The sequence below is a fragment of the Spirosoma areae genome (assembly GCF_054781775.1).
Genome location: NZ_BAAGTT010000050.1, coordinates 1 through 21,812, shown reverse-complemented (window position 1 = coordinate 21,812; position 21,812 = coordinate 1). Strand labels below are relative to the sequence as shown.

Annotated in this window: 19 protein-coding genes; 6 read left to right on the top strand and 13 right to left on the bottom strand. The window is 49.9% G+C overall.

Going from position 1 to position 21,812, the window contains the following annotated elements; genetic code table 11:
- The first annotated feature begins 566 nt into the window (after positions 1–566).
- On the top strand, positions 567–755 hold the full coding sequence (locus ACYVI1_RS28815; protein WP_460914850.1) for a transposase: 189 nt from the start codon (positions 567–569) through the stop codon (positions 753–755).
- Here ACYVI1_RS28815 and ACYVI1_RS28810 read toward each other — a convergent pair.
- Positions 748–1,053 (bottom strand): transposase, encoded by a 306-nt coding sequence (locus ACYVI1_RS28810; protein WP_460914848.1) that lies wholly within the window; start codon positions 1,051–1,053, stop codon positions 748–750. The genes ACYVI1_RS28815 and ACYVI1_RS28810 overlap by 8 nt on opposite strands.
- A gap of 119 nt (positions 1,054–1,172) precedes the next feature.
- Positions 1,173–1,553 (bottom strand): winged helix-turn-helix transcriptional regulator, encoded by a 381-nt coding sequence (locus tag ACYVI1_RS28805; protein ID WP_460914846.1) that lies wholly within the window; start codon positions 1,551–1,553, stop codon positions 1,173–1,175.
- 238 nt (positions 1,554–1,791) lie between these two features.
- Between ACYVI1_RS28805 and ACYVI1_RS28800 the strand changes: the two genes are divergently transcribed.
- From ACYVI1_RS28800 to ACYVI1_RS28785, 4 genes are all read left to right on the top strand, one after another.
- Positions 1,792–2,208 (top strand): Ohr family peroxiredoxin, encoded by a 417-nt coding sequence (locus ACYVI1_RS28800; protein WP_460914844.1) that lies wholly within the window; start codon positions 1,792–1,794, stop codon positions 2,206–2,208.
- Between the two features lie 97 nt (positions 2,209–2,305).
- Complete coding sequence (locus ACYVI1_RS28795; protein ID WP_460914842.1) at positions 2,306–2,563, top strand: hypothetical protein; 258 nt, start codon at positions 2,306–2,308, stop codon at positions 2,561–2,563.
- A gap of 26 nt (positions 2,564–2,589) precedes the next feature.
- Positions 2,590–3,576 carry a quinone oxidoreductase family protein gene (locus tag ACYVI1_RS28790; protein WP_460914841.1) on the top strand — a complete coding sequence of 329 codons (987 nt, stop codon included), beginning with the start codon at positions 2,590–2,592 and terminating at the stop codon, positions 3,574–3,576.
- Positions 3,577–3,634: 58 nt separating this feature from the next.
- Positions 3,635–4,009, top strand: coding sequence for a VOC family protein (locus ACYVI1_RS28785; RefSeq protein WP_460914840.1), 375 nt, complete (start codon positions 3,635–3,637; stop codon positions 4,007–4,009).
- Between the two features lie 733 nt (positions 4,010–4,742).
- Here the strand turns inward: ACYVI1_RS28785 and ACYVI1_RS28780 are convergent.
- The 11 genes from ACYVI1_RS28780 to ACYVI1_RS28730 form a co-directional block, all read right to left on the bottom strand.
- Positions 4,743–5,348 (bottom strand): DJ-1/PfpI family protein, encoded by a 606-nt coding sequence (locus tag ACYVI1_RS28780; protein ID WP_460914839.1) that lies wholly within the window; start codon positions 5,346–5,348, stop codon positions 4,743–4,745.
- A 42-nt stretch (positions 5,349–5,390) separates the two neighbouring features.
- On the bottom strand, positions 5,391–6,338 hold the full coding sequence (locus ACYVI1_RS28775; protein WP_460914837.1) for an EamA family transporter: 948 nt from the start codon (positions 6,336–6,338) through the stop codon (positions 5,391–5,393).
- 246 nt (positions 6,339–6,584) lie between these two features.
- Positions 6,585–8,036: a leucine-rich repeat domain-containing protein gene (locus ACYVI1_RS28770; protein ID WP_460914835.1), complete on the bottom strand. Its 1,452-nt coding sequence runs from the start codon at positions 8,034–8,036 to the stop codon at positions 6,585–6,587.
- Between the two features lie 108 nt (positions 8,037–8,144).
- Positions 8,145–10,970, bottom strand: a complete 2,826-nt coding sequence (locus tag ACYVI1_RS28765) for a M16 family metallopeptidase (protein WP_460914833.1) — start codon at positions 10,968–10,970, stop codon at positions 8,145–8,147.
- Positions 10,971–11,166: 196 nt separating this feature from the next.
- Positions 11,167–14,031, bottom strand: coding sequence for a M16 family metallopeptidase (locus ACYVI1_RS28760; protein ID WP_460914831.1), 2,865 nt, complete (start codon positions 14,029–14,031; stop codon positions 11,167–11,169).
- 133 nt (positions 14,032–14,164) lie between these two features.
- Positions 14,165–14,953, bottom strand: coding sequence for a LytR/AlgR family response regulator transcription factor (locus tag ACYVI1_RS28755; RefSeq protein WP_460914829.1), 789 nt, complete (start codon positions 14,951–14,953; stop codon positions 14,165–14,167).
- Positions 14,954–14,985: 32 nt separating this feature from the next.
- Positions 14,986–16,026 carry a sensor histidine kinase gene (locus ACYVI1_RS28750; protein WP_460914827.1) on the bottom strand — a complete coding sequence of 347 codons (1,041 nt, stop codon included), beginning with the start codon at positions 16,024–16,026 and terminating at the stop codon, positions 14,986–14,988.
- The gene (locus tag ACYVI1_RS28745) at positions 16,007–16,699 is read right to left on the bottom strand and encodes an ABC transporter ATP-binding protein (RefSeq protein WP_460914825.1); all 693 of its coding nucleotides are present in this window, start codon (positions 16,697–16,699) and stop codon (positions 16,007–16,009) included. The genes ACYVI1_RS28750 and ACYVI1_RS28745 overlap by 20 nt, the downstream gene beginning before the upstream one ends.
- Before the next feature lie 115 nt (positions 16,700–16,814).
- Positions 16,815–18,065 carry an ABC transporter permease gene (locus tag ACYVI1_RS28740; protein WP_460914852.1) on the bottom strand — a complete coding sequence of 417 codons (1,251 nt, stop codon included), beginning with the start codon at positions 18,063–18,065 and terminating at the stop codon, positions 16,815–16,817.
- 46 nt (positions 18,066–18,111) lie between these two features.
- Positions 18,112–19,206 carry an efflux RND transporter periplasmic adaptor subunit gene (locus ACYVI1_RS28735; RefSeq protein ID WP_460914823.1) on the bottom strand — a complete coding sequence of 365 codons (1,095 nt, stop codon included), beginning with the start codon at positions 19,204–19,206 and terminating at the stop codon, positions 18,112–18,114.
- A 148-nt stretch (positions 19,207–19,354) separates the two neighbouring features.
- Positions 19,355–20,671 (bottom strand): TolC family protein, encoded by a 1,317-nt coding sequence (locus ACYVI1_RS28730; RefSeq protein WP_460914821.1) that lies wholly within the window; start codon positions 20,669–20,671, stop codon positions 19,355–19,357.
- 222 nt (positions 20,672–20,893) lie between these two features.
- Between ACYVI1_RS28730 and ACYVI1_RS28725 the strand changes: the two genes are divergently transcribed.
- Entirely contained in the window at positions 20,894–21,757 is an 864-nt protein-coding gene (locus ACYVI1_RS28725) for a sugar phosphate isomerase/epimerase family protein (protein WP_460914819.1), read from the top strand.
- The last annotated feature ends 55 nt before the right edge of the window (positions 21,758–21,812 follow it).

The window sequence follows — 21,812 nt, the reverse complement described above, 5'->3', positions numbered from 1 at the left end:
TTCGGCCGAGTGCCCGTTTTTGCGTAAATTGACACTACCACAGCGGGAGCAGGTGTATTGTTTAACTTCGCTTATCATCGGGCTAAGATAAGTCATCAGCGGCTATCTTACCACTACCAAATTATATTCACGTCAGAAATTAAGCATTTGCATGGTTTTTGGTTATTTTTAGATGCCTATTTTTAAAACGCTCTTTTATACCGCGTCAACAGGGTCTCGCGAATAAATTTTTCGTTGTATTATTTGAATAAAGTAATTTAATTGATCGTCTATCGAATTCTTAATAAAGTTTCATAACATAAGATACATTATAAAACCACTCTTAAAATAACACAACGCTTGGCCATACTTGCTACACGGCTGTGCTTTGTACTTTTTGGGGATTATATTTTTTAAACATAGTTATTTTATCCAACGATGTGTTTTCTATCTGAAATTAGATGGTTATGATACAAAACTATTTTAAGGTCACTCTACGAACGTTGCTTATAAGCACCGAGTGGACTTGCTACATTTGACTGGAGACTTTTTTTGGGCAGATTTGAGGGATAAACTTCAATTTGACCATGGTTAAACGACGCGTGTTTGACGAAGCATTCAAGGAGATGGCTGTCGAGTTGTCTTATGCAAAAGGATCGATTCAGGATGCCGCCTGCGAACTGGATATTGATCCGGGGCGAATCAGCAAATGGAGACAACGGCACAGAAATACCGATCAAATCTTGCCTGCTAACACCGCATTAACCATTAACTGACGAGCAACAACAGATCAGACGGTTGCAACGCGAGCTTAGAGAAGCTCAGTTGGAGCGATTCGACCTCTTCTTCCAGAGTTGACGTTGATTTTTCGCCCCCTTTCGTCCTTTTTTCAGCCGCTCGCCAGGCATAAATGATGCTGTCACTGATGCCCATTTTCTGGGCTACACCGAGAATGGACTCGCCATTGGTAACCAGACGGAGCACGTCAGCCTTGAACTCGGGGGTGTACTTGCGGTTGGGAGTTGATTTTCTGGGTGTTTTCCCAACGCACAAGCCGACCCAAAAACACCACATTTAATTTTGCCCAACCGCACCCAAGACCATTCGTAACGACTACATCAGCACGACAAATTAGCTAAATCCTAATCCGACAAAGTTTTGAAGTTTACTCAAAGGTTGGGAATTTCAGCACTTCACACCTTTTGCTTATTTATCCTATACTCTTCTCCCCACTTCGCCATTGACTGCATTATTGGCGACAATGTAAGCCCAAAGTCGGTTAATGTGTACTCCACCCTTGGGGGAATTTCCGCATAAATTTTTCTACTAATCAATCCGTCATCTTCCAATTCTCTCAGCTGCTGGGTAAGCATTGATTGGGTTATGCCTACTACACTTCGCTTCAATTCGCCAAACCTTGCGGGGGCAGTTAAGTAAATGGCATTGATAAGGATAGGCTTCCATTTTCCACCCAAAACTTTCATCGTAGCCGTTACGGGACAAGAATTTTCATCAAAAACAAACTTTTTTTCATTTTTAACTTCTTGATTATCAACATTAGTATTGTTTATCATACTTACTTAGTTTTAATGTCCTACTTATATATTAAATTATTACATTAGATATTTGCACTACAAAAATAAATAATACTAATAAATATGTCAAGAAAAATCAGTTTAATTAAAGGAGCAAGTACAGGTTTCGGCAACCTCACTGGAAAATTAATGTCCGACTCTATGTCCAAATACCCAAAACTCATTCGTCATTAGAGTATAATTCAAAAACAAATAAACAATTAAACAAAAATTAAAAATGGAAAAAATTTATGAAGCAGAAGTGACAACCTTAGCAGGTCGTAACGGTCACGCAAAATCATCAGACGGTTTATTGGATGTCGATATCAGATTTCCCAAAGAAATGGGAGGTGCTGGTGGCGCAACCAATCCAGAACAACTTTTCGCAGCAGCTTGGTCGGCTTGTTTTGGTACGAGTGTAACAATTGCGGCAGGAATTGAAAAAGTTAAAATTGGAGAAGTTACTGTAACAGCTAAAATTGGTGTTTTACATGATAACGGTAATTATGATATTGGTGCACATCTTCTTGTCAAAATAAACGACGTGGATTATGATACCGCAAAAAAACTGGTAGAAGCAACAAAGTCAATTTGTTCGTATTCAAAAGCAACAAAGGGAAATATTAACGCGGTTTATGAAGTTGTAGCAAGTTAATTAAAAACGATAATTTAGGTATTGATTTAGCGATAGTTCAGCCAGGAGCTTTCCTACAGAGTTATTTCAGAAATTCTATAATCCAGGTAACCCGGATGTGGTAGCTGAATATGGCAAATTAGCAGAACTTTTTAGTACCTCTTCTCAAACAATTATGACTATGATGGCCGACCCAAACATGGCTAATAAGCCTGAACAGGTAGCAGAAGAAATAGTAAAATTGGTAGAAATGCCCAATGGCACACGCCTATTGAGAACTGTAGTAGATAAAATGATGGGTGGTGTAACCGAAATCATTAGTGAAACTGCCAAACAAGTGCAAGCTGGAGTACTTCAAAATTTTGGACTTAGCTAACTAAATATTAACAGTTAAAATAAACGATGAAAACAATGAAACAAATAATAGTAAATGAATTTGGAGGTCCTGAAAAATTGATCTTACATGATGAACCAATGCCTTCTGCCGGCGATGGGCAAATTGTAATTAAAGTAGAAGCATCAGGGGTGAATTTTGCTGACAGCTTGCAAAGACGAAATAAATATGTATTCCCAGTCTCTTTACCTTATATACCCGGTTTTGAAGTGGCAGGAATAGTTACCGAGCTTGGAAAAGGTGTCGAAAATATTTCCGTAGGAGATCGTGTAGTTGCTATGCTTCCTAATGGCGGAGGATATGCCCAATATGCTGTTACAGCCTCTTATTTGGCAGCAGTTATTCCGCCTACTATCTCTGCCCAAGAATCTTTGGCATTGCAAGTTCAAGGCCTTACAGCATACCTGATGTTGAAAGACGGAGCGAAACTACAATCTGGACAAACTGTTCTAATACACGCAGCTGCTGGTGGTGTGGGTACACTACTAGTTCAAATTGCAAAACAAATGGGAGCAGGTAAAATAATTGCAACCGGAAGTAATGTTGAAAAACTTACGGTTGCCAAATCATTGGGTGCAGATGAATTAATAAATTATACAGAATCTGACTGGGCTCAAAAGGTGAAGGACGCTACAGGAGGAAAAGGTGTTGATTTAATCTTAGATTCTGCAGGAGACGAAATTTTGCGAAATAGCTTTAGTTGCCTTGCGCCCTTTGGTAGGCTGATAAGTTTTGGAAATCCAACTGGTGGATCTACATCAATTGAAGCCTTTACACTTGTAAACAGCAACCAAATTTTGCAGGGTTTTGGATTAGCAAGTTATTTTGGAAAACCAGATTTAATGCAGGAAGCTTATCAATATTTGTTTTCGCAAGCTGCAACAGGAAAACTTAAAGTTCACATCGGACAAACCTTCCCTATAAAAGACGCTGCCGAAGCACATAGACAAATGGAAAACAGGAAAACAACAGGTAAAACTGTGCTAATTCCTTAACAACTAAAAAATAAAAACAAATAAACTTTAATAAACACTCATATAAACTTTAATAAACATGGTAAATACTCTAAATTGGTTTGAAATCCCGGCAACAGATTTCGCTAGAGCAAAAGCATTTTATGCTACAGTGTTAGATGCTCAAATTCATGATGACCCTAATCCTCATATGCAATATGCATATTTACCGTCTGATCCACAAAAAGGCGGATTTGGCGGAGCAATTGCTAGCGGTGAAAACTTTGTTCCTGCAATGACCGGCACAACGGTTTACTTAGATGGCGGAAATGACCTTTCAGTTCCATTAGGCAGAGTAGAAAGTGCCGGTGGAAAAATTATTCTGCCGAAAACTGCTATTGGTGAAAACAGGGGATTTATTGCACTTTTTATCGACACAGAAGGAAACAAAGTAGGGTTCCATTCAATGGGTTAATACAGAGTTCTCCCGTATCTTTGTAAAATAGCTGATAGAAGTGTTATCATTGATATTTCTATCAGCTTTGCGCTATATCCATCTGCGTTTACGCCATTATCGGGGTTTACGTACCATCCCCTACTGATATATCATTGCCTTATCGCCTTGTGCAGTTTATTAGGCCACATTTTAAATATTAACAACTAAAAAATAAAAACGATGCAAATTTGCACTAAAGACCTTACTTGTTGGGTCTGCTCCCCGCTAAGGGGTCGCCGAAGGCATTTGCATTGACAGTTGGGTATAAATCATGGTTTATTGAACTGGTCCCAAAACCCCTTGTCATCATAGGCTGGGAATAGCCGAGCATATTTTGAGTTGTTACGCTTATAATCTTGAATCTGGTTGTAATAATAATCTCGTTCCCGAATCACTTCCTGAGCTTGTTTGGAGGTAATTGTTTCCTGAGTCTGCTCCCGGTAGTGCTTATATAGAAGCAGACGCTAAAAATACAGTAACAAATTATTTTACGGCCTGTCGTAAAGGTGGATTTGCCCAGAAATCAGCTACTTTTTCCATTGTAATGAGCATGACGGCCGCGCCGATGTGAAAAGGCCTCACCAGTAAATGGAGTGGCCTGTATGGTATTGTGGAGGCAACCGTGCCTATTTATTCAAAGAGCAAAAGAATGCAGGAGTGAAAGAAAAGCCGCGTCAGCCGGAATGCCGGACCATTACTCTTCGCTCTTTATCTATGTCCAGTAATCATACTGCATATACCGGGCCGTTTCGTCAGCTATTTCCGGGCCGAGTAATTTGCCAACAACATAGAGCGACATGTCGATGCCCGCCGAAATGCCCGCTGAGGTGATGATTTTGCCGTTATCGACGAATCGTTCTGCTGGTAAGACAGTTGTTGTGGGTGCCAGTTGCGCCAGGCTGTCAGTGGCTAAATAATGCGTCGTAGCCGACAGGTTTTCCAGCAAACCGGCTTTGGCTAATAGTAGCGCGCCCGTGCAAACCGACAGGACAAGTTCAGCCGTTTCAGCCGACCGTCGAATCCAGTTCAGCACAACGGAGTTATCCATTTCCCGCCGTGAGCCGTAAGGCGTACCATCGCCATGATAGCCGCCACCGCCCGGCACAATAATGATGTCGGCGGCAGGGTGATCATCGAGGAGATAAGTGGGGGTAATACACAGGCCGTTGCGGGCATACACCGGCCCACGTTCAGCAATGGTAAAGACATGAAATGCTGGGTTCCCGGTTTGCCTGCCGGTTATGCCGAAAACTTCAAATGGCCCGGCGAAGTCCAGAACTTCAATTTCGTTGAACAGCAGAATGGCAACGGTACGCATAGGTATAAAGAGCGAAAGAGTGAAAAACCTGCCAGATGGGTTTCACTCTCTCGCTGTTTCGTTCTTTCGCTCTTTTCCTATTGTAATCAGCACGACGCCCGCGATGATGACGGATGCGCCGATGAGCGATTGAGCTGATATAACCTCGCCCGCAAAGGCTGCACCCAGCAGCATGGCCACTACCGGGTTCACGTAGGCATAGGTTGACACTAAGGCGGGTGGCGCGTTGCGGGCCAGCCACGAGAAAGCCGAATAGCCAATGATAGAGCCGAATACAACCAGGTAAGCTAATGAATAAAAGGCTTTGGTGGGAGCCTGAGCAATGCTAAACAACGCTACTGGTTCCGTTAGTAAACCCACCAGAAACAGCAGCCCGCCCCCCGTCAGCATCTGCATACCGCTCGAAAGAGCAGGCGAAGCCGGGCTGTCGACGCGGGGTGTCAGCAGGGTACCGAACGCCCAGGCAATGTTGGCCACCATCGCCAGCCCGAAGCCAGCGAACAGCGCGTGAGTGCCGCCGGGCAGAACGACTCGCCCCGGCTGAAACAAAACGAAAATGCCAGCCAGCCCGAGCAGCGATCCCAACAGCGCCAGGTTTGTGGGCCGACTGCGGGCGAAGAACCGCCAGTTGAACGACAGCACAAAGACGGGTAGCATAGCCACCAGCAACGCCGTTAATCCGGTAGGCAGGTAATGCAGGGCCGTGGCCACGGCGCCGTTGGCAATGCTCAGAAAGAGAAAACCCAGCAATGCCGACGCCCGCCAGTTACCGGCCGTTGGGCGTGGGGCACCCGTCAGCCGGGCATAACTATACAATAGGGTGCCTGCCACCAAAAACCGGATACCCGCCATGTAGAGGGGCGGCATCTGTTCGGTCATGAAATGCACGAACAGGTAGGTAGATCCCCATAAAATATAGACGGTAATTAAAGCCGCCCAAAGCGTGGTTCGGTTGGGAATGGCTGAAACAGGTGGAGAAATGGCTTGCATATGACAGATTACGTACTCCAACTGTAACACAAACAAGTTGACTTTTTATCCGTCTATATTCCGTTTTTTCTCAAATTTATACGTGTAATTATGAAAATTCCGCGAATAATTTTATTTCTTCAGAAACTGCTGGTACGCCAACAGCGTATAATCCCGTAGGGATGGCAGGATTATAGAAGATAGCCGATTGGTTTAGGTATTTAACCCCGCTCCGGGCCGCCGGTTCGAGTTTTAGTGTAACATCAGTTAATAAGTTACCTGCGTATTGTTGGCTTCTAATTGTTTGATTTGAGAAGCATACGGGCTGGTCATCGCTTCTTTGCCAAACAGTGGGTTACTGCCCAGATACACTTTTTTCAGGTTTCTGATCGAGGTGAGTACCGCCGGAAACGCCTGTAAATTGTTGTTGTTCAGGTCCAACTCCTCCAGGGCAGGCAATGCCCCAAGCACAGCAGGGGCCGTATTGAACCAGTTATAGCCCAGGTCCAGCACACGCAGGGAGGCTAATTTCTGAAATTCGCCGGGCAACTGGCTGAGTTTGTTGTGATGGGTAAACAACACCTGTAGCTGGCGCAGTTTACTCAGCGAGGGTGGTAATTCGTGCAGCTCGTTGTGGGCAATGGCCAATTGTTCCAGCCGCTTCATCCGGCCCAGTTGGCGTGGCAATTGGGCGAGTTTATTATAGTACAAATCCAGTACCTTCACATGCTTCAGCCGACCGATGGTTCTGGGGAGTTGCGTTAAGCTGGCATTGTAGAGGTTTAGGTCGTTTAGTCGGCGCAGGCGACGTAAGGGTTTGAGGTTCAGGTTTTTCAATTCGTTGTTTCCCAGCCACAAGCTTTCGAGCCGACGATTCTGGCGAACGGATTTGGGGAGCTGCGTCAGCTTATTGCCCTGTAAGTTCAGGGCCAGCAGGTGTTTGTTTGGCGTGATGAACACACTGTCAGTGGGGAGGGCGTTGTACAGTAGGCTCAGTCGCTTTAAGGCAGGAATATCGGCAGTCAGGCGGGCGGGTAATTCATGCAGACTATTTCTCGATAAATCCAGCTCCTGCAAGTTCGGAAACCGATAGACGACTTCCGGCACCGTTTTCAGCTCCAATTGATTGAAGGCCAGCATCGTGACGGTATCGGGCCGGGTGGTTTTTTCAGCAGCTTCCAGCGTGGCCACAATTCCCCGTCCGGTCCTAACTCGTCTCTTTTCCGGTATCGAACCCAATTGCATAAAATTCTGCTGCCGAAAGCCTGTCGGAGTCTTTATCGGAAACGGATGCTGACCATACCATTCGGCAATCAATATCAATACCTGAGTCTCCTGCTCGTCGGTCAGGTCCATACCCGAAAATTCGCAGAGAACCCGTTCGTAAGAGCCGTCGGGCCGGATAAACTCCTGCGTCTGCATAATGAGGCCGGGGACGGGCAGCCGCCGTTTGTTTTGCTCGATGTACCGAAAAAAACGTTTATGGGTTGCACTAAGCGAGTCATTGAACGTTTTTCCCTGCCAGCTAAAAACTCCTTCCTCCGCTTTTGTTACCCCATTTTTAACCAACAATCTTCCAAATGCGGGTGGATAACCCTTTTCCAAAGTCGCCACCGAAATGCCTAAACGGGTTGTATCGCGCAAGAGCGCAATTCGATCCTGCGCCCAGCCTGGCAACGCAATCAACCCAACCAGCACGATGAATAAGGCCTTTTTCATGGCACAACGTAGCTTTTAGGTAAACAACGAAATTTATAGTTAAAAGGCATAAAAAAGAACCGTTTATGTTATTCCGAAGGACGAGAAATGACATAAACGGTCAAAAATTTAATTTTTCGTGCCGCTGCCTACCGACGAAGCGGGCTGCTTGTCGGCTGCTTTCTTGGCGGCTTTAGCAAAATCACCAGCCTTAACAATCGAAATCTTCGAGGGGTCGATGTGCTTTTTCATGGCGGCATTGACCTGTTCAGGCGTGAGACTCTCCATCTTCTTTTCGAAATCGGCATCCCAGTTCATCGTCCGGTTCAGGTAGAGGTAGTTGTTGAGCGTACCGGCCAAACCGGGGTCCTGCGCCCGGCCAACCATCCGCGATTGCAGCAAACCCGAACGGGCGGCTTTGATTTCGTCGGCGGTAAAGCCTTCTTTGGCTACTTTTTCCAGCTCTTCCCGGAAGGCTTTTTCCAAACGTTCGGCGTTTTCGGGGTTGTAGATGGCATACGTCATAAACATACCCGTTTTGTCGAATGGATTGGCCTGAAGCTGCGAGCCAACGCCGTAGCTGATACCTTCTTTCTGGCGAATACGAACAGCTAACCGCGAGTTCAGAAACCCACCACCCAGCATGTAATTACCCAGTACCAGGGCTGGATAATCGGGGTCGTCGTCGCGCAGGGGTAGGTTTACACCCGCCAGCATCAGGGCATTGGCTTTGTCGGGGGCCTCAATGGTTTGGGGCGTTGGCTTAATGTCGTTATAAACCGATACCAACCGGCTGAAGGGTTGTTTCGCTTTCCAGGTACCCAGTTCGTCGGTGATCACTTTCCGAACCGGAGCCTCGTCAAAATCACCAACGATTGACATGGTTGCGTTTTGAGCGCCGTAAAAGTCTTTATGAAACTGTTTTAACTGGTCGAGTTTCAGGGCTTTCACGTCGGCCACGTCTTCATCGGGCGTCGACACGTAGCGGATGTCTTCCTTCGGATAGGGGTTCATCAAACGCTGGAACGCTGTACCTGCTATTGCCTGGGGTTCCGATCGCTGCGATTCAATCTGGGCCAGTTGCTCCTGCTTCAGTTTCTCAAATTCGTTCGCGTCGAAGGCGGGATGCTTGAGCATATCGCCCACCACCCGCAACACGGCGGGCAGGTTTTCTTTGGTCGTTTTAATAGTCACATTCACCTGATTACCACCGCCAAACACGCCGACCTGCGCTTTCAGCTTATCGAATTCGTCTTTAATCTGCTGACGGTTTCGGGTCGTGGTGCCTTTATCGAGCATCGATGCCGTGAACACCGAAATGGCACTCTTGTTCATCAGGCTTTTCTGGTCGCCATACCGCATGGTCAGGCGGGCGTTGACCTCGTTGCCACGGGTCGTCTTGGGCAATAGGGCCAGTTCGATGCTGTTGGGCTGCTCGATCCGGCGGGTGCGCCCGTCGATATTGGCGGGCGAGGGATCAAAGGCTTCGCCACTCGCGATAACGGCGCGGCCTTTGTAGTTCTTCACCAACGTCTCCATATTCGGCGCATCGGGCGTTTCAACCCGGTCGGGAGCGGCTTCAGGAAGGAATGTGCCGACGGTACGGTTCGATGGTTTAAAGTAATACGCAGCAACGCGCTGAACGTCGGCAGCGGTCACTTTTTCGAGACCATCCCGGTAGAGGAAACCCAGCCGCCAGTCGCCCGTAGCAATAAATTCGCTTAAGGTTTTCCCCAACTGTTCAACGTTCTTAAAACTCAGTTCAACGTCTTTTAACAGTTTTGCTTTGGCCCGCTCCACTTCGTCTTTCGTAGGGGGTCTCACCGTCACCGAATCCAGAGTGCCAAGCAGGGCCGCTTTAGCCTCGTCGAGCGATTTTTCTTTCAGCAGTTCGGCGGCAAAGTACACATACCCAGGATCTTTGGTCATGAACAACTGGCTATACTGCTGCGACGCTTTCTTGCTTTCAACCAAAGCTTTGTACAAGCGTCCACTCGGTTCGTTGGTTAACAGGTCGGTTAGCACATCCATGGCGGGAAAGTCGGAGTGCGAACTGGGCATGATGTGGTAAAGTGCCGCCACCACTTTGGTGTCGCCCACGCGCCGGAGGGTTACCGAGCGTTCGCCATCCTGAATGGGTTCGACGCTGTAGGTGGGCTGCAACACCCGCGTTGGGCGCGGAATTGGGGCGAAATATTGATTAATCAGGGCCAGCACATTCGATTCATCAATCTTTCCGGCTACCACCAGCACAGCATTGTCGGGCTGGTAGTATTTTTTATAGAACGCCTGAAGATTTTCGATGGGCACTTTCTCTAAGTCGGAGCGGTTACCGATGGTCGATTTACCGTAGTTGTGCCAGAGGTAGGCTGCAGAGACAACGCGCTCATTCAGCACATTTTGCGGGGAATTTTCGCCCATCTCGAACTCATTCCGCACCACCGAAAATTCGCTGGCCAGGTCTTCCTTCTTAATAAACGAGTTGACCATCCGATCGGCTTCGAGGTCGAGCGCCCACTTCAGGTTCTCCTCGGTGGCTGAAAATGTCTCGAAATAGTTGGTGCGGTCGAGCCAGGTCGTCCCGTTAGGCCGCGCCCCGTGCGAGGTCAGTTCCTGCGGAATGTTGGTGTGCTTAGTGGAGCCTTTGAAGACCATGTGCTCCAGCAGGTGGGCCATGCCCGTTTCGCCCAGCCCCTCGTGCCGTGACCCAACCAGATAAGTAATGTTGACCGTAACGGTCGGCTTCGACGGGTCAGGAAAAAGCAGGACTTTCAGGCCATTCTTGAGATTATACTCCGTAATGCCCTCAACGGAGGCCCCTTTCGTGATGCCTTCCGGCACCGTAATGGCTGCCGGTTTATCCTGAGCCGCCGACAGGGTTAGGTTGCCGACCAGCAAAGCAGCGGCCAGTGTGCCTGCCCGTAGCCCTCCAGTCCGGGTAATAGAATTACGCATAATTATACGTTTAGTTGGGAAGTCAAAAAAACTAATCTTGTATAGATAAGAGGAAAAGAATTTAAAATCAACCGATTTTACAGGTACTTGCCTAAAAAAAGGATGAGCGGTTGATGGACAGTAAACCCCCAACCCCTGAAAAAGGCTTTGCTCACTCTCAACCAAAGCCCCCTTCAGGGGGTTGGGGGTTACTAATTTAGTTTTTCGTGCCGCTGCCTACCGACGAAGCGGGCTGCGGCTGAGCCGGAAGCTTGTCGGCTGCTTTCTTGGCTGCTTTCTCGAAATCACCGGCTTTCACGATGGTTAGTTTACTGTAGTCGATGTATTTTTTCACAACGGCGTTCACCTGTTCGGGTGTGAGAGCGGCAATGCGTTTTTCGTAATCGGCATCGTAAGTAAACGTCCGGCCCTCGGCCTTGGTCAGGTACTGCGCCCATTTGCGGGTCAGGATGCCGTCCTGCGACCGTTCGACCTGGTTGTTCTGCAAGATGGCGTCTTTGGCCGCTTTCAATTCATCGGCGGTGATGCCTTCTTTGACCAGCTTCTCAACCTCTTCTTTATAGGCCTTCTCTAACCGCTCGGAGTTTTCGGGATTGTAAATGGCATAGGAGCCGAAATTAGCCACTTTGTCGTTATCGTCGGCATACACATACGACCCCACACCGTAGCTGACGCCTTCTTTCTGACGGATGCGGGTGGCTAAGCGGGAGTTCAGAAACCCATCGCCGAGGATGTAGTTGGCCATGAACAAAGCCGGATAGTCGGGGTCATCGTCGCGCATAGGAAACTTCAGGCCCGTAACGAGCATGGCGTTGGCTTTATCGCTGGTTTGAATGGCTTCGGTTTTATTTTTCACATCGGCGAAGAGTTGCAGCGGTACGCGCGTGAAGGGTTTGGCCGCTTTCCACTTACCGAGGTCGTTCTTTAACGTCGCCCGCACGGTTGGTTCATCAAACGCCCCCACGGCCGACACTACCCCGTTTTGGGCACCGTAGAAATCTTTGTAAAACTGCCGGATATCGTTGACCGTCAGCTTCTTCAACTCATCGATTTCTTCATCGAACGACTTAACGTACCAGACATGACCTTTCGGATACGGGTTTAGGGTGCGCTCGGCCACATTGAAAGCGATGGCCTGCGGTTCCTGCTTTTGGGCCTCAATCTGAGCCAGCCGCTCTTCTTTTAGTTTGTTAAATTCGGTTTCGGGGAAGATTGGGTTACGGAGGTAATCCGTCACGATTTTCAGCACGGCGGGCAGATTTTCCTTTGCCGCTTCGATGCTGACAACCGCACTCTGACCGCTGGAATACACGTAAGCACGGGCTTTTAGTTTATCTAAGCCATCTTTAATCTGCTGATACGAGCGGGTTTTGGTGCCGCGTTCAAGCATGGAGGCTGTGAAACCGGCGGCTGTCATCCGGTTGGCTAAGCTCGCTTCGTCGCCCATGCGAAGTTGAATCTGCATGTTTACCGAGTTCCCCCGCGTGTTTTTCTGCAATAGGGCATACTTCAACCCATTGGCTTCCTGCCCCCGTTTGGTGCGGGCGTCGATGTTGGCGGGCGATGCGTCGAAGGCTTCCCCGGCAGCTACCATCTGCTCACCTTTGTAGTCCTTCACTAAGGTCATCACATCGGGGGCGGCAGTAATCTCGGTGCGGTCGGGTTTCTGGTCGGGAATAAACAGCCCAACGGTCCGGTTGGCGGGTTTGAGGTATATCTGCGCTACGCGCTGCACGTCGGCGGGCGTCACCTTCCGCACGTTATCGCGGTAGAGAAACACTAAGCGCCAGTCACCGGCGGCCATGTATTCGCTAAGTTGCAGGCCCACCCGGTCGACCTGCTTGAACATCAGTTCTATCTGGCTCAGAATTTTGGTTTTGGCCCGTTCGACCTCTTCGGCGGTTGGGGCTTTCTGGGTTACCTCGTCCAGCGTATTCATCATCACGGTGCGGGCCGAGTCGAGCGAGTTTTCTTTCCGAACTTCGGCGTAGAAATACGCAAAACCGGGGTCGTGGAGGGCGGGTGTCCAGCCCCACTGCGAAGCCGCTTTTTTGTTTTCGACCAGGGCTTTGTAGAGCCGTCCCGACGGTTCGTTGGTTAGCACGTCCATCAGCACGTCGAGCACGGGGTAGTCGGGGTGCGTGCCAGCGGGCGTATGGTAGGCAGCCGCTACGCCCTGCGTGTCGCCCACGCGTTTGAGTGTCACCTGCCGTTCGCCATCCTGCGTTGGCTCAACGGTATAAGGCTGGTTCAGGGTCCGCGTCGGCTTAGGAATGGGGCTGAAATACTGGTTGACTAACGCCAGCGTTTTGGCCTCATCGAACTTGCCCGCCACGAGCAGTATGGCGTTATCGGGCTGATAGTATTTCTGGTAAAATGCTTTCAGATTCTCAATCGGCACCCGCTCAATGTCTTCTTTCGAGCCAATGGTCGATTTGCCGTAATTGTGCCAGAGGTAGGCTGACGACAGCACCCGCTCCATCAGTACATACTGCGGGGAGTTTTCGCCCATCTCGAACTCATTCCGCACCACCGAAAATTCGCTGGCCAGGTCTTCCTTCCTGATAAACGAGTTAACCATCCGGTCGGCTTCGAGGTCGAGCGCCCACTTCAGGTTCTCGTCCGTTGCCGAAAACGTCTCGAAGTAGTTGGTACGGTCATACCAGGTGGTGCCGTTGGGCCAGGACCCGTGTGAGGTCAGTTCCGCAGGAACGTTGGGGTGTTTGGTGGAGCCTTTGAAGACCATGTGCTCCAGCAGGTGGGCCATGCCCGTTTCGCCCAAACCCTCATGCCGGGAGCCGACCATGTAGGTAATATTGACCGTAACGGTGGCCTTCGATGGATCGGGGAAGAGCAGCACGCGCAGCCCATTTTTGAGCTGATACTCCGTGATGCCTTCGACCGAAGTGACTTTGGTGATGCCTTCGGGAATCGCGACGGCAGCGGCCTTGTCCTGGGCGAGTGAGCGGGTGAGGCCGGTGACCAGCAAAGCAGCGGCCAGTATAGTTGTTCGAATTAGGCCGGGCCGGGGCCATCCAGTCCGGGTAGTCATAGTACGCATAAACATACGGTTAGTTAGGTAGGGTATAAACTAACCGTATAGTTACGGACAAATGAATGAAATGTCAACGATTTGGGAGGATGGATTAACAAAAATTAAGAGAAGGGCCGGGCCGACGCTTCGCCGGGCGTGGTTACCCTTCAAGCCATTGCCTGAATAAAGCCGCCTTTTCTTTACTGACGATGAGTTCAAGCGCGTCATGGGGGCTTTTCAGTAACACCAATAATTTGCTGCTGTCCTGCGACCGATACCCGGCGATGGTATCGAGATGAATCAGACACTGACGGCTGGCCCGGAAAAAGCAGGTCGGGTCAACTAATTCTTCGAGTTCATCGAGGGTTTTATAGTCGGTGACTAATTTTTTTCCTTCTACGGTGTACAGGTAAATCAGCTCATTACGGAGAAAATAGGCCACCTGCTCGTGGGGTACGGATATAATTTGCCGAATATGATGCCCCGTAAACCGGCGTTTGTACTGTGGGGAGGCCGGTTGTTGGGCAAACTGAGTCAGGAAATGCTGGAACTGGCTGCCAAAATCCGTCGCGCCATTTGCCGACCAGCGGTGGAACTTCGCCAGTGCAGCCTTTAACTCGTCGGGGTCGATGGGTTTCAGCAGGTAGTCGATGCTGTTGAGTTTGAAGGCCCGGATGGCGTATTCATCATAAGCCGTCGTGAAGATGACCGGCACGTTCAGTTCGACCTGCTGAAACCCCTCGAAACTGACGCCATCCGATAGTTGAATATCGGCAATGACGAGGTCGGGGGAAGGCTGTTCTGCCGAACGTTGTGGACTGAAGTAGTCGCAAATACTCTGTACGCTGGCCAACGGCCCATGAATAACGGCTCCCGGCTCCAACTGACGTACTAATTTCTGAAGTTGCCGGGCAATAACCGGTTCGTCTTCGATGAGGAGGATAGTCATTCTTTTTGTTTATAGATAACGAACATGAGATTTTAGCCAGGGTTTTGGCACTCTGTCGTCAACAATGGCACCCGAACCCGGAAAATAGCCTCGTTTTCGTCGACTTCAACCGAGCGTGGGCCTAAGTAACTATACAGTAATTTCAGGTTTTCCAGACCCTGCCCGTTGGAGGTTTCGACTTGCCGTCTGCGCTGAATTGGGTTCGATACGGCCAAATACCCATCGTTGGAACTGATGGTAATGGTGAGCGGGCGGACCTCGCTGATGCTGTTGTGTTTAATGGCGTTCTCAATCAGAATTTGTAACGTGACCGGCACAATCTGCCGTTCGAGTGCGTCATCGCTCAGTTGATAGCATACCCGAAACGCGCCGTCGAAGCGGGTTTGCAGCAAGGCTACATAATTTTTAATGAAACTAAGTTCGGTGTCGAGACTAACCAACTCTTTCTCTTTATGCTGAATAACGTACCGAAATACCTTCGATAACTGCCGCAGAAAATGAGAAGCCAAATCCGGATTTTCGTGGATTAGTCCATCGAGCGACGACAGGCTGTTGAACAGAAAATGCGGATTAATCTGGTTTTTCAGGTTATCCAGTTGCACCTGAACTTTCTCTTTTTCGAGTTGAGAAGCCCGAATCAGGTTTTCCTGCCAGCGATTGAAAAAATAACTCGCAATAAACCCCAGCCCCAGCACCATATTGGCAAAAAAAGCGCCCATGCCTAACGCAATAATATTCAATCGATTAACCGACTGGCTAATTTCGGGCAGCACATAATCAATCAGCGTAATTCCCAGCACAAACAGAGTCGATTTAACGATCAACCATCCGCCCAGCAACTGCACGGTCACTCGCCTGGTAACGTTTGCTTCAAACGGCAGATGCCGGTTTAGCCACTCGTTGAAATTATAATGAAACAGCCATACAGCGTTGAAAACCAGGAGGCTGAACATAAATAGCAATAACTGAACGGTCCAGCTTATGCCGGGAATAACCCACTCGCGGCCGATGATACCCAGGAGGGCAATGAGCAGAAACGCGGCTTCGACGTATTTATTGAACTTTATTTTCATGGCTGGCGATGATCATGCCGTCCGACATTTCGATGACGCGGTCGGTGCCGGCGGCAAAATCGGGGTCGTGTGTAACGGCAATAATGGTCTGGCCTTTTCCGGCAAGGTCGCGAAAAATGTCGAAGACGTTTTCGGTATTGGCCCGGTCTAAGTTACCCGTCGGTTCGTCGCCCATAATGATGGTTGGGTCGTTGATGAGGGCGCGGGCAATGGCCACCCGCTGCTGCTGCCCGCCCGATAGTTTGCTGGCCGGTTTGCGGGCAAAGTCGGCCATGCCAATCAGCCGCAGTTTTTCCATTGCCCGCTCCTCCACATCTTTTTCGGAATACTTGCCCAGTTTCAAACCGGGCAGCATGACGTTCTGCAAGGCGGAGAACTCCGGCAGCAGAAAGTGAAACTGGAACACAAAGCCGAGGTGTTCGTTGCGAAAATGAGCCAGAAAATCCTGACTGCGCCCTCTCAGCGTCGTTCCGGCCATGTCAATGTCGCCTTCATAGTCCGTGTCCATTGTCGACAGCAGGTACAGCAGCGTTGATTTACCACAACCTGACTTGCCGACAATGGCCAGAAAATCACCTGTTTGCACATCGAACGTAACATCCTTCAGGACCTGAAATTTCTCCGGGTCGTAGAAGTATTTGTTGAGGTGCCGGGCGGAAAGAACGGGTGACATAAAATGTATAATGGTTAATGAATAATGTAAAATGAACAGCGAGTTATCAGTATCAGATAATGGGTTGAACTTACAGATGCATTATTCATTAACCATTATACATTATTCATTCATATCATCCCCTCAAAATCGCCACCGGGTCGACCTGTGCGGCTTTGCGGGAGGGAAAAAAGCCCGCCAAAACCGTCGTGATAACACCAAACAAGAGACCCATGACGTAAAACTTTGCCGAAAAAATAACCGGAAACGTCTTGATAGTTATAAAGTCGCCCGCATCGAACGGACTAATCGACAGCAGATAACTCAGGCAAAACCCGATGGCTAATCCCAGCAGTCCGCCCGTAAAGCCGATGAAAGCGGCCTGCAACAGAAAAATAGCCACAATGTCGCGACCGTCGAAACCGGTAGCTTTCAGGATGGCAATATCCTTGATTTTATTGATAACGGTCATGTTCATGATGTTGTAAATGCCGAAACCAGCCACTACCAGCAGCGTAATCGACACCACGAAGGTGAGCATATTGCGGATTTTTTCGCCCGCCAGAATCGCTGTGTTGGCCGTTGCCCAGTCTTCAGTATAATAGCCATATGTCGCCCGTAGTTTCTTGCCGAACGGAATGGCCTGCATTGGGTCAATCATCTTGACGTGAATGTCGGTGATGTAGCTGGGGTCTTTCTGCAAAATTTCCTGCACCGTCGAGAGGGTCGCGTAGCTTTTGGTGTTGTCAACCGTGCCGATGCCAAACCCGAATGTGCCCACCACCCGCAGAATACGGGTGCCGCCTTTCGGCGTGGTCACCGTCACTTTATCGCCGAGCTGAACGTTAAGCTTTCGGGCCAGCACGGCGCCCATAATCAGGCCGTCGGGGTTGGTTTTCAGCGCATTCAGCGTGCCCGATTTGAGCCGGGTCGTGAGTTTGTAAAGCCGGTTCTCCCGGTCGATGTCGACGCCCGAAATGGTTCCCGACAGTTGAATGGGGCCGTTGTTGTAGAAGGCCTGCGTGGCCACCTGGGGCGATGTACCCAGTACGCCCGGTTCGCGTTCGATGCGTTCGGCGATAGCCAGGCCATTTTTAACCCGCGCCTGTTCGTCTTTGGGTTTCTGGTGGTATATGACGTTGAAATTGCCCGGTTTGAGTTGCTCAATCAGGCCGGGCCGCAGCGTGTTCACTTCGTGATAGAGCCGAATGTGCGGGCTGGCATCTAAAGCCGAATCTTCCAGAAACTGATTGACGCCCTGCATGAACGAAATCATGGTGATGAACATGGCAATGCCGAACGTTACGCCGAGCATAGCAATAAGCGTCTGGCGTTTCTTGGCCAGCAGGTGCGTTCGGGCAATCTGGGAAGCAATGCGAATGTCCATGTTTTTTTGAATGATGAATGATGAATGATAATCTTTCAGGGCGCATTCACTCATTCGCAATTAGTTTAGAAGTTTCCGTCAACCCGCCTTTCACCTCCACGAGGTCGAAGTTTTCGGCGCCTTTCCGGAATTTTACTTTCTGCGGTTTGCCGTCCTGCTCCACCCATACGCTGTCGTTGCCGAGGACGTAGGATTTGGGGATGGTCAGCACGTGCTTGTTCTGGCTGATAATGATGTTGGCCTCAACCGTCAGGCCGTAATAGGATTCGGGGCGTTCGCCCACGAACTCGGCATCGACCCGAAACGACTGGTCGGTGCGGTTGAGTTTGGGGTAAATTTTACTGACCCTGGCGTTGAATACTTTGTTGGGATACACGTCGGCTTTTAGAACAACAGCCTGACCGATGCGTAACCGTCCGAAATCGCTTTCGTCTACGGCTAACTGAGCGTAGAGTTTGCGGCTGCTGCCCACCAGCGCCAACTGCTCGCCAGGCCGGACAACCTCACCGGGTTCTTTGAAGACTTCGTAGACTTTACCATCCACAAAACTCCGAATGCGCGTGTTTCGCCCCGCCACTTGCGACGATACCAACTGGCTGCGGTTGTTCTCAACATCCAGCCGAATCTGATTTCGGTTGCGCTGAAGCGTATTGACCTGAGCGCGTAAGTTGTTGCGCGACAGGGTGTAATTCAGTTCGGCCCGTTCGAGTTCGGCCCGCGAGGTAGCGTTCTGGCCATACAGATCGTGGAATCGGTTGTAGTTAATCGAGTCGTTGGCGAGCCGGGTGCGGGCGTTGCGAACCTGCGCTTCCTGCTCGGCCAGCACCGGCGAGTTGGCGCCCAGATTGGATCGCGACAATCGGTAGGCATTGGCCGCAGCCTGCTGGCGGGCATCTTCGGTAGCACTTTCGAGCACGAACAGCAACTGATTCCGGTGGATGGAATCGCCTTCGTTAACAAAGCGTTGCTGCAACACGCCGTTGGCATCCGCCGTAATGGTGTATTCGTTGCGCGGGTAAACATTGCCCGACGCATAAACCGCTTCGGTCAACTCCCGATACGTCGGTGATGTGCCGTCGGTGCCGCGTTTGCAGGCCGTAAAAACGGAGAAAAGCAGGAGTATGAAGAGTGTGGGTTTCATGGATTTATTCGGTTTACGGTTTTTGGATTCCCGTGGCTGTGTCCTCACAGCCACCTCCCCGGTAGGCAAGGTCAGGCTGGCGCATGGGTAGCTGTGAGGACACAGCCACGGGAATCCAAAAACCAAAAACCGAATACCAAATACCTTTTCATTGCCCGTTTCGGATTTGTAAAATCGTCTGATTGATAAATACGTTCGAGAGGTTGTTCAGGAAGCGGTTCTGCGCTGTCAGGGCCTCGTTGAACACGTTCAGATATTGGTCATAGGCAAACAACCCCGACCGATATTTGACCAGCGCAATCTGCACGTTCTGGTTGCTGATTTCGTAATTCTGTTGGTTCACGTCTAATGACCGAATGGCCTGATTGTAGGTGTTTCGGACATCGTCGGTATCGGTTTGCTGTCGGTTTTGCTCATAGGCCAGTTCCGATTCCGCCAGTTTGAGTTGCAGCCGGGCGCGGGCCAGATTGCTGGTTCGCAGCCCTCCCGAATAAATTGGCCAGTTGAACTGTAGACCCGCCACGCCAATCCGAAACCAGGGTTCATGGGTGTTCAAAAAATTAATCTGACCGCGTTGCGCCTGTTCCGTGAAGCGACCATAGGCCGACAATGTAGGCCAGCGATACAGCCGTTCGCGGTCGAGTTGCAGCCGCGACAAGTCGATTCGTGCCTGCTGAAGACGTATCTGGGGCCGGTCGCCCGCGCCGGTTGTGGTGCTGGGGCCGGGCACAGTGGTGGGCCGGATTGTCAATTCTTCCGCGACCACTAAACTGTCGGTTGGCGTCAGGCCCAGCAACAGTTTAAGCTGGTTCAGATTCCGGATGTAGTTTAGTTCGTTCTGGTAGAGTACATCGGCAGTGGTCAGTTGCACGGAACGAATCCGGTTGTATTCGAGCGGTTCGATTAAGCCTTTGTCTAACCGCTGTCGGGAAATTTGCGAGAGCGTATCGGCGGCTGACAGGTTGCGCCGGGTGATGGCAATGGCCGACCGGGTCAGCAGAATGGCCTGATACACACGGGCGGTTTGGGTCGACACCTCATCCTGCAACACCAGATTTTGGTCGTCGGTGATGCGTAGATTCTGCTCCACAATGCCCAGGTCGGCGCGAGCGGGGCGGTTAATGATCGGGACCGTTACCTCGGCGCCAGCCGCCAGCACATAGGGAAGCCCAAATTGCAGGGTGCGAAACTCGCCCGGCTGACCTCCCAGAAATTCGGCGGGGACCAACTGCACGGGCAGGGCATAATTGTAATCGAAATTGGTGAACAAACGCGCCTGAGGCCGCAGCCCCGCCCGGCTTGCCGTCCGTTGCTGGGCCTGTACTAACCGATTTTGCCGGGCATTGACTAAGCCTGGGTTATTCTGCCGGGCTAAGGTCAGGGCTTCCTGCACCGTCGATACGACCGTCTGGGCTGGGGCGGTAAGGGAAAGAAATACTAAGCTGCTGAGAACAAGCCGATTCATGAGTTGACCGAATGGATACCCAAAGGAATAACATATTGGTAAGCCTACACGAAATTTTTAAACGAAGCTGCCAAAAAGATAAATAAGGCCGCTGGTTTCGGAAATAAGAAAGTTGGTCACGGTTGTCCGCCGACGTGGGGTAATTCGGCAGTTAATTGTCAGTAGAAAACTACCCACAAGCGTTTTTAAAGAGAGACAATACAACCTTACCTGTCCCGATTCATGACGACACGACGAACATTTTTGAAACAGGCTGGTGGCGGTATCGCCCTGACCGGTGTGGCCCCGGCAGTCGCTTTTGCCGATGCACCTGAACGCGAAAAAGCCAGCACCGATGACTTATTCAAACTGGGCATTGCAGGCTACAGCTTCGTTAATTTCAAACTCGACCAATCGCTGGAGATGCTGAAAAAAGTTGACGTACACTACCTGTGTATCAAAGATTTTCACCTTCCTTATGCCAGCACGGCCGAAGAAATAACCGCCTTTCATGAGAAACTAAAACAGTCGGGCGTTACGGGCTATGGCGTAGGACCCATCTACATGAAAACGCAGCAGGAAATCGACAATGGATTCGAGTATGCGAAACGAGTGGGGGTGAAACTCATCGTGGGGGTGCCCAATGAAGACCTGCTGCCCTATGTTGACAGGAAAGTAAAGGAATATGATATGCGGTATGCCATTCACATTCACGGCCCTGATATTAAACTTTGGCCCAATGCGTCGTCGGTGATGAATGCCGTGAAAAACTTAGACCCGCGCATCGGCCTTTGTTTCGATATGGGCCACGATAAACGGTTTGGCGACGACCCCATTGCCGACCTGGAGAAATACGCCAAACGCATCTTCGACATTCACCTCAAAAACGTCACGGCAGCGTCGAAGGAAGGCAAGACCTGTGAACTGGGCCGGGGCGTTATCGACATTCCGGCTTTCGTGAGCATGTTGCGTAAAGTAAAGTACGACGGGTGCTGCAGCTTAGAATATGAAAAAGACATGAAGGACCCGTTGGCGGGCATCGCCGAATCGGTCGGGTATTTCAAAGGCGTTTGCGAGGCATCGAGGCCGGGGAAGCGGAAGGCGTAAATAAAAACAGTTTCAGGTTTCAGCCGGCCCGCCGGGGCGGTTCAACGTTCCAGGT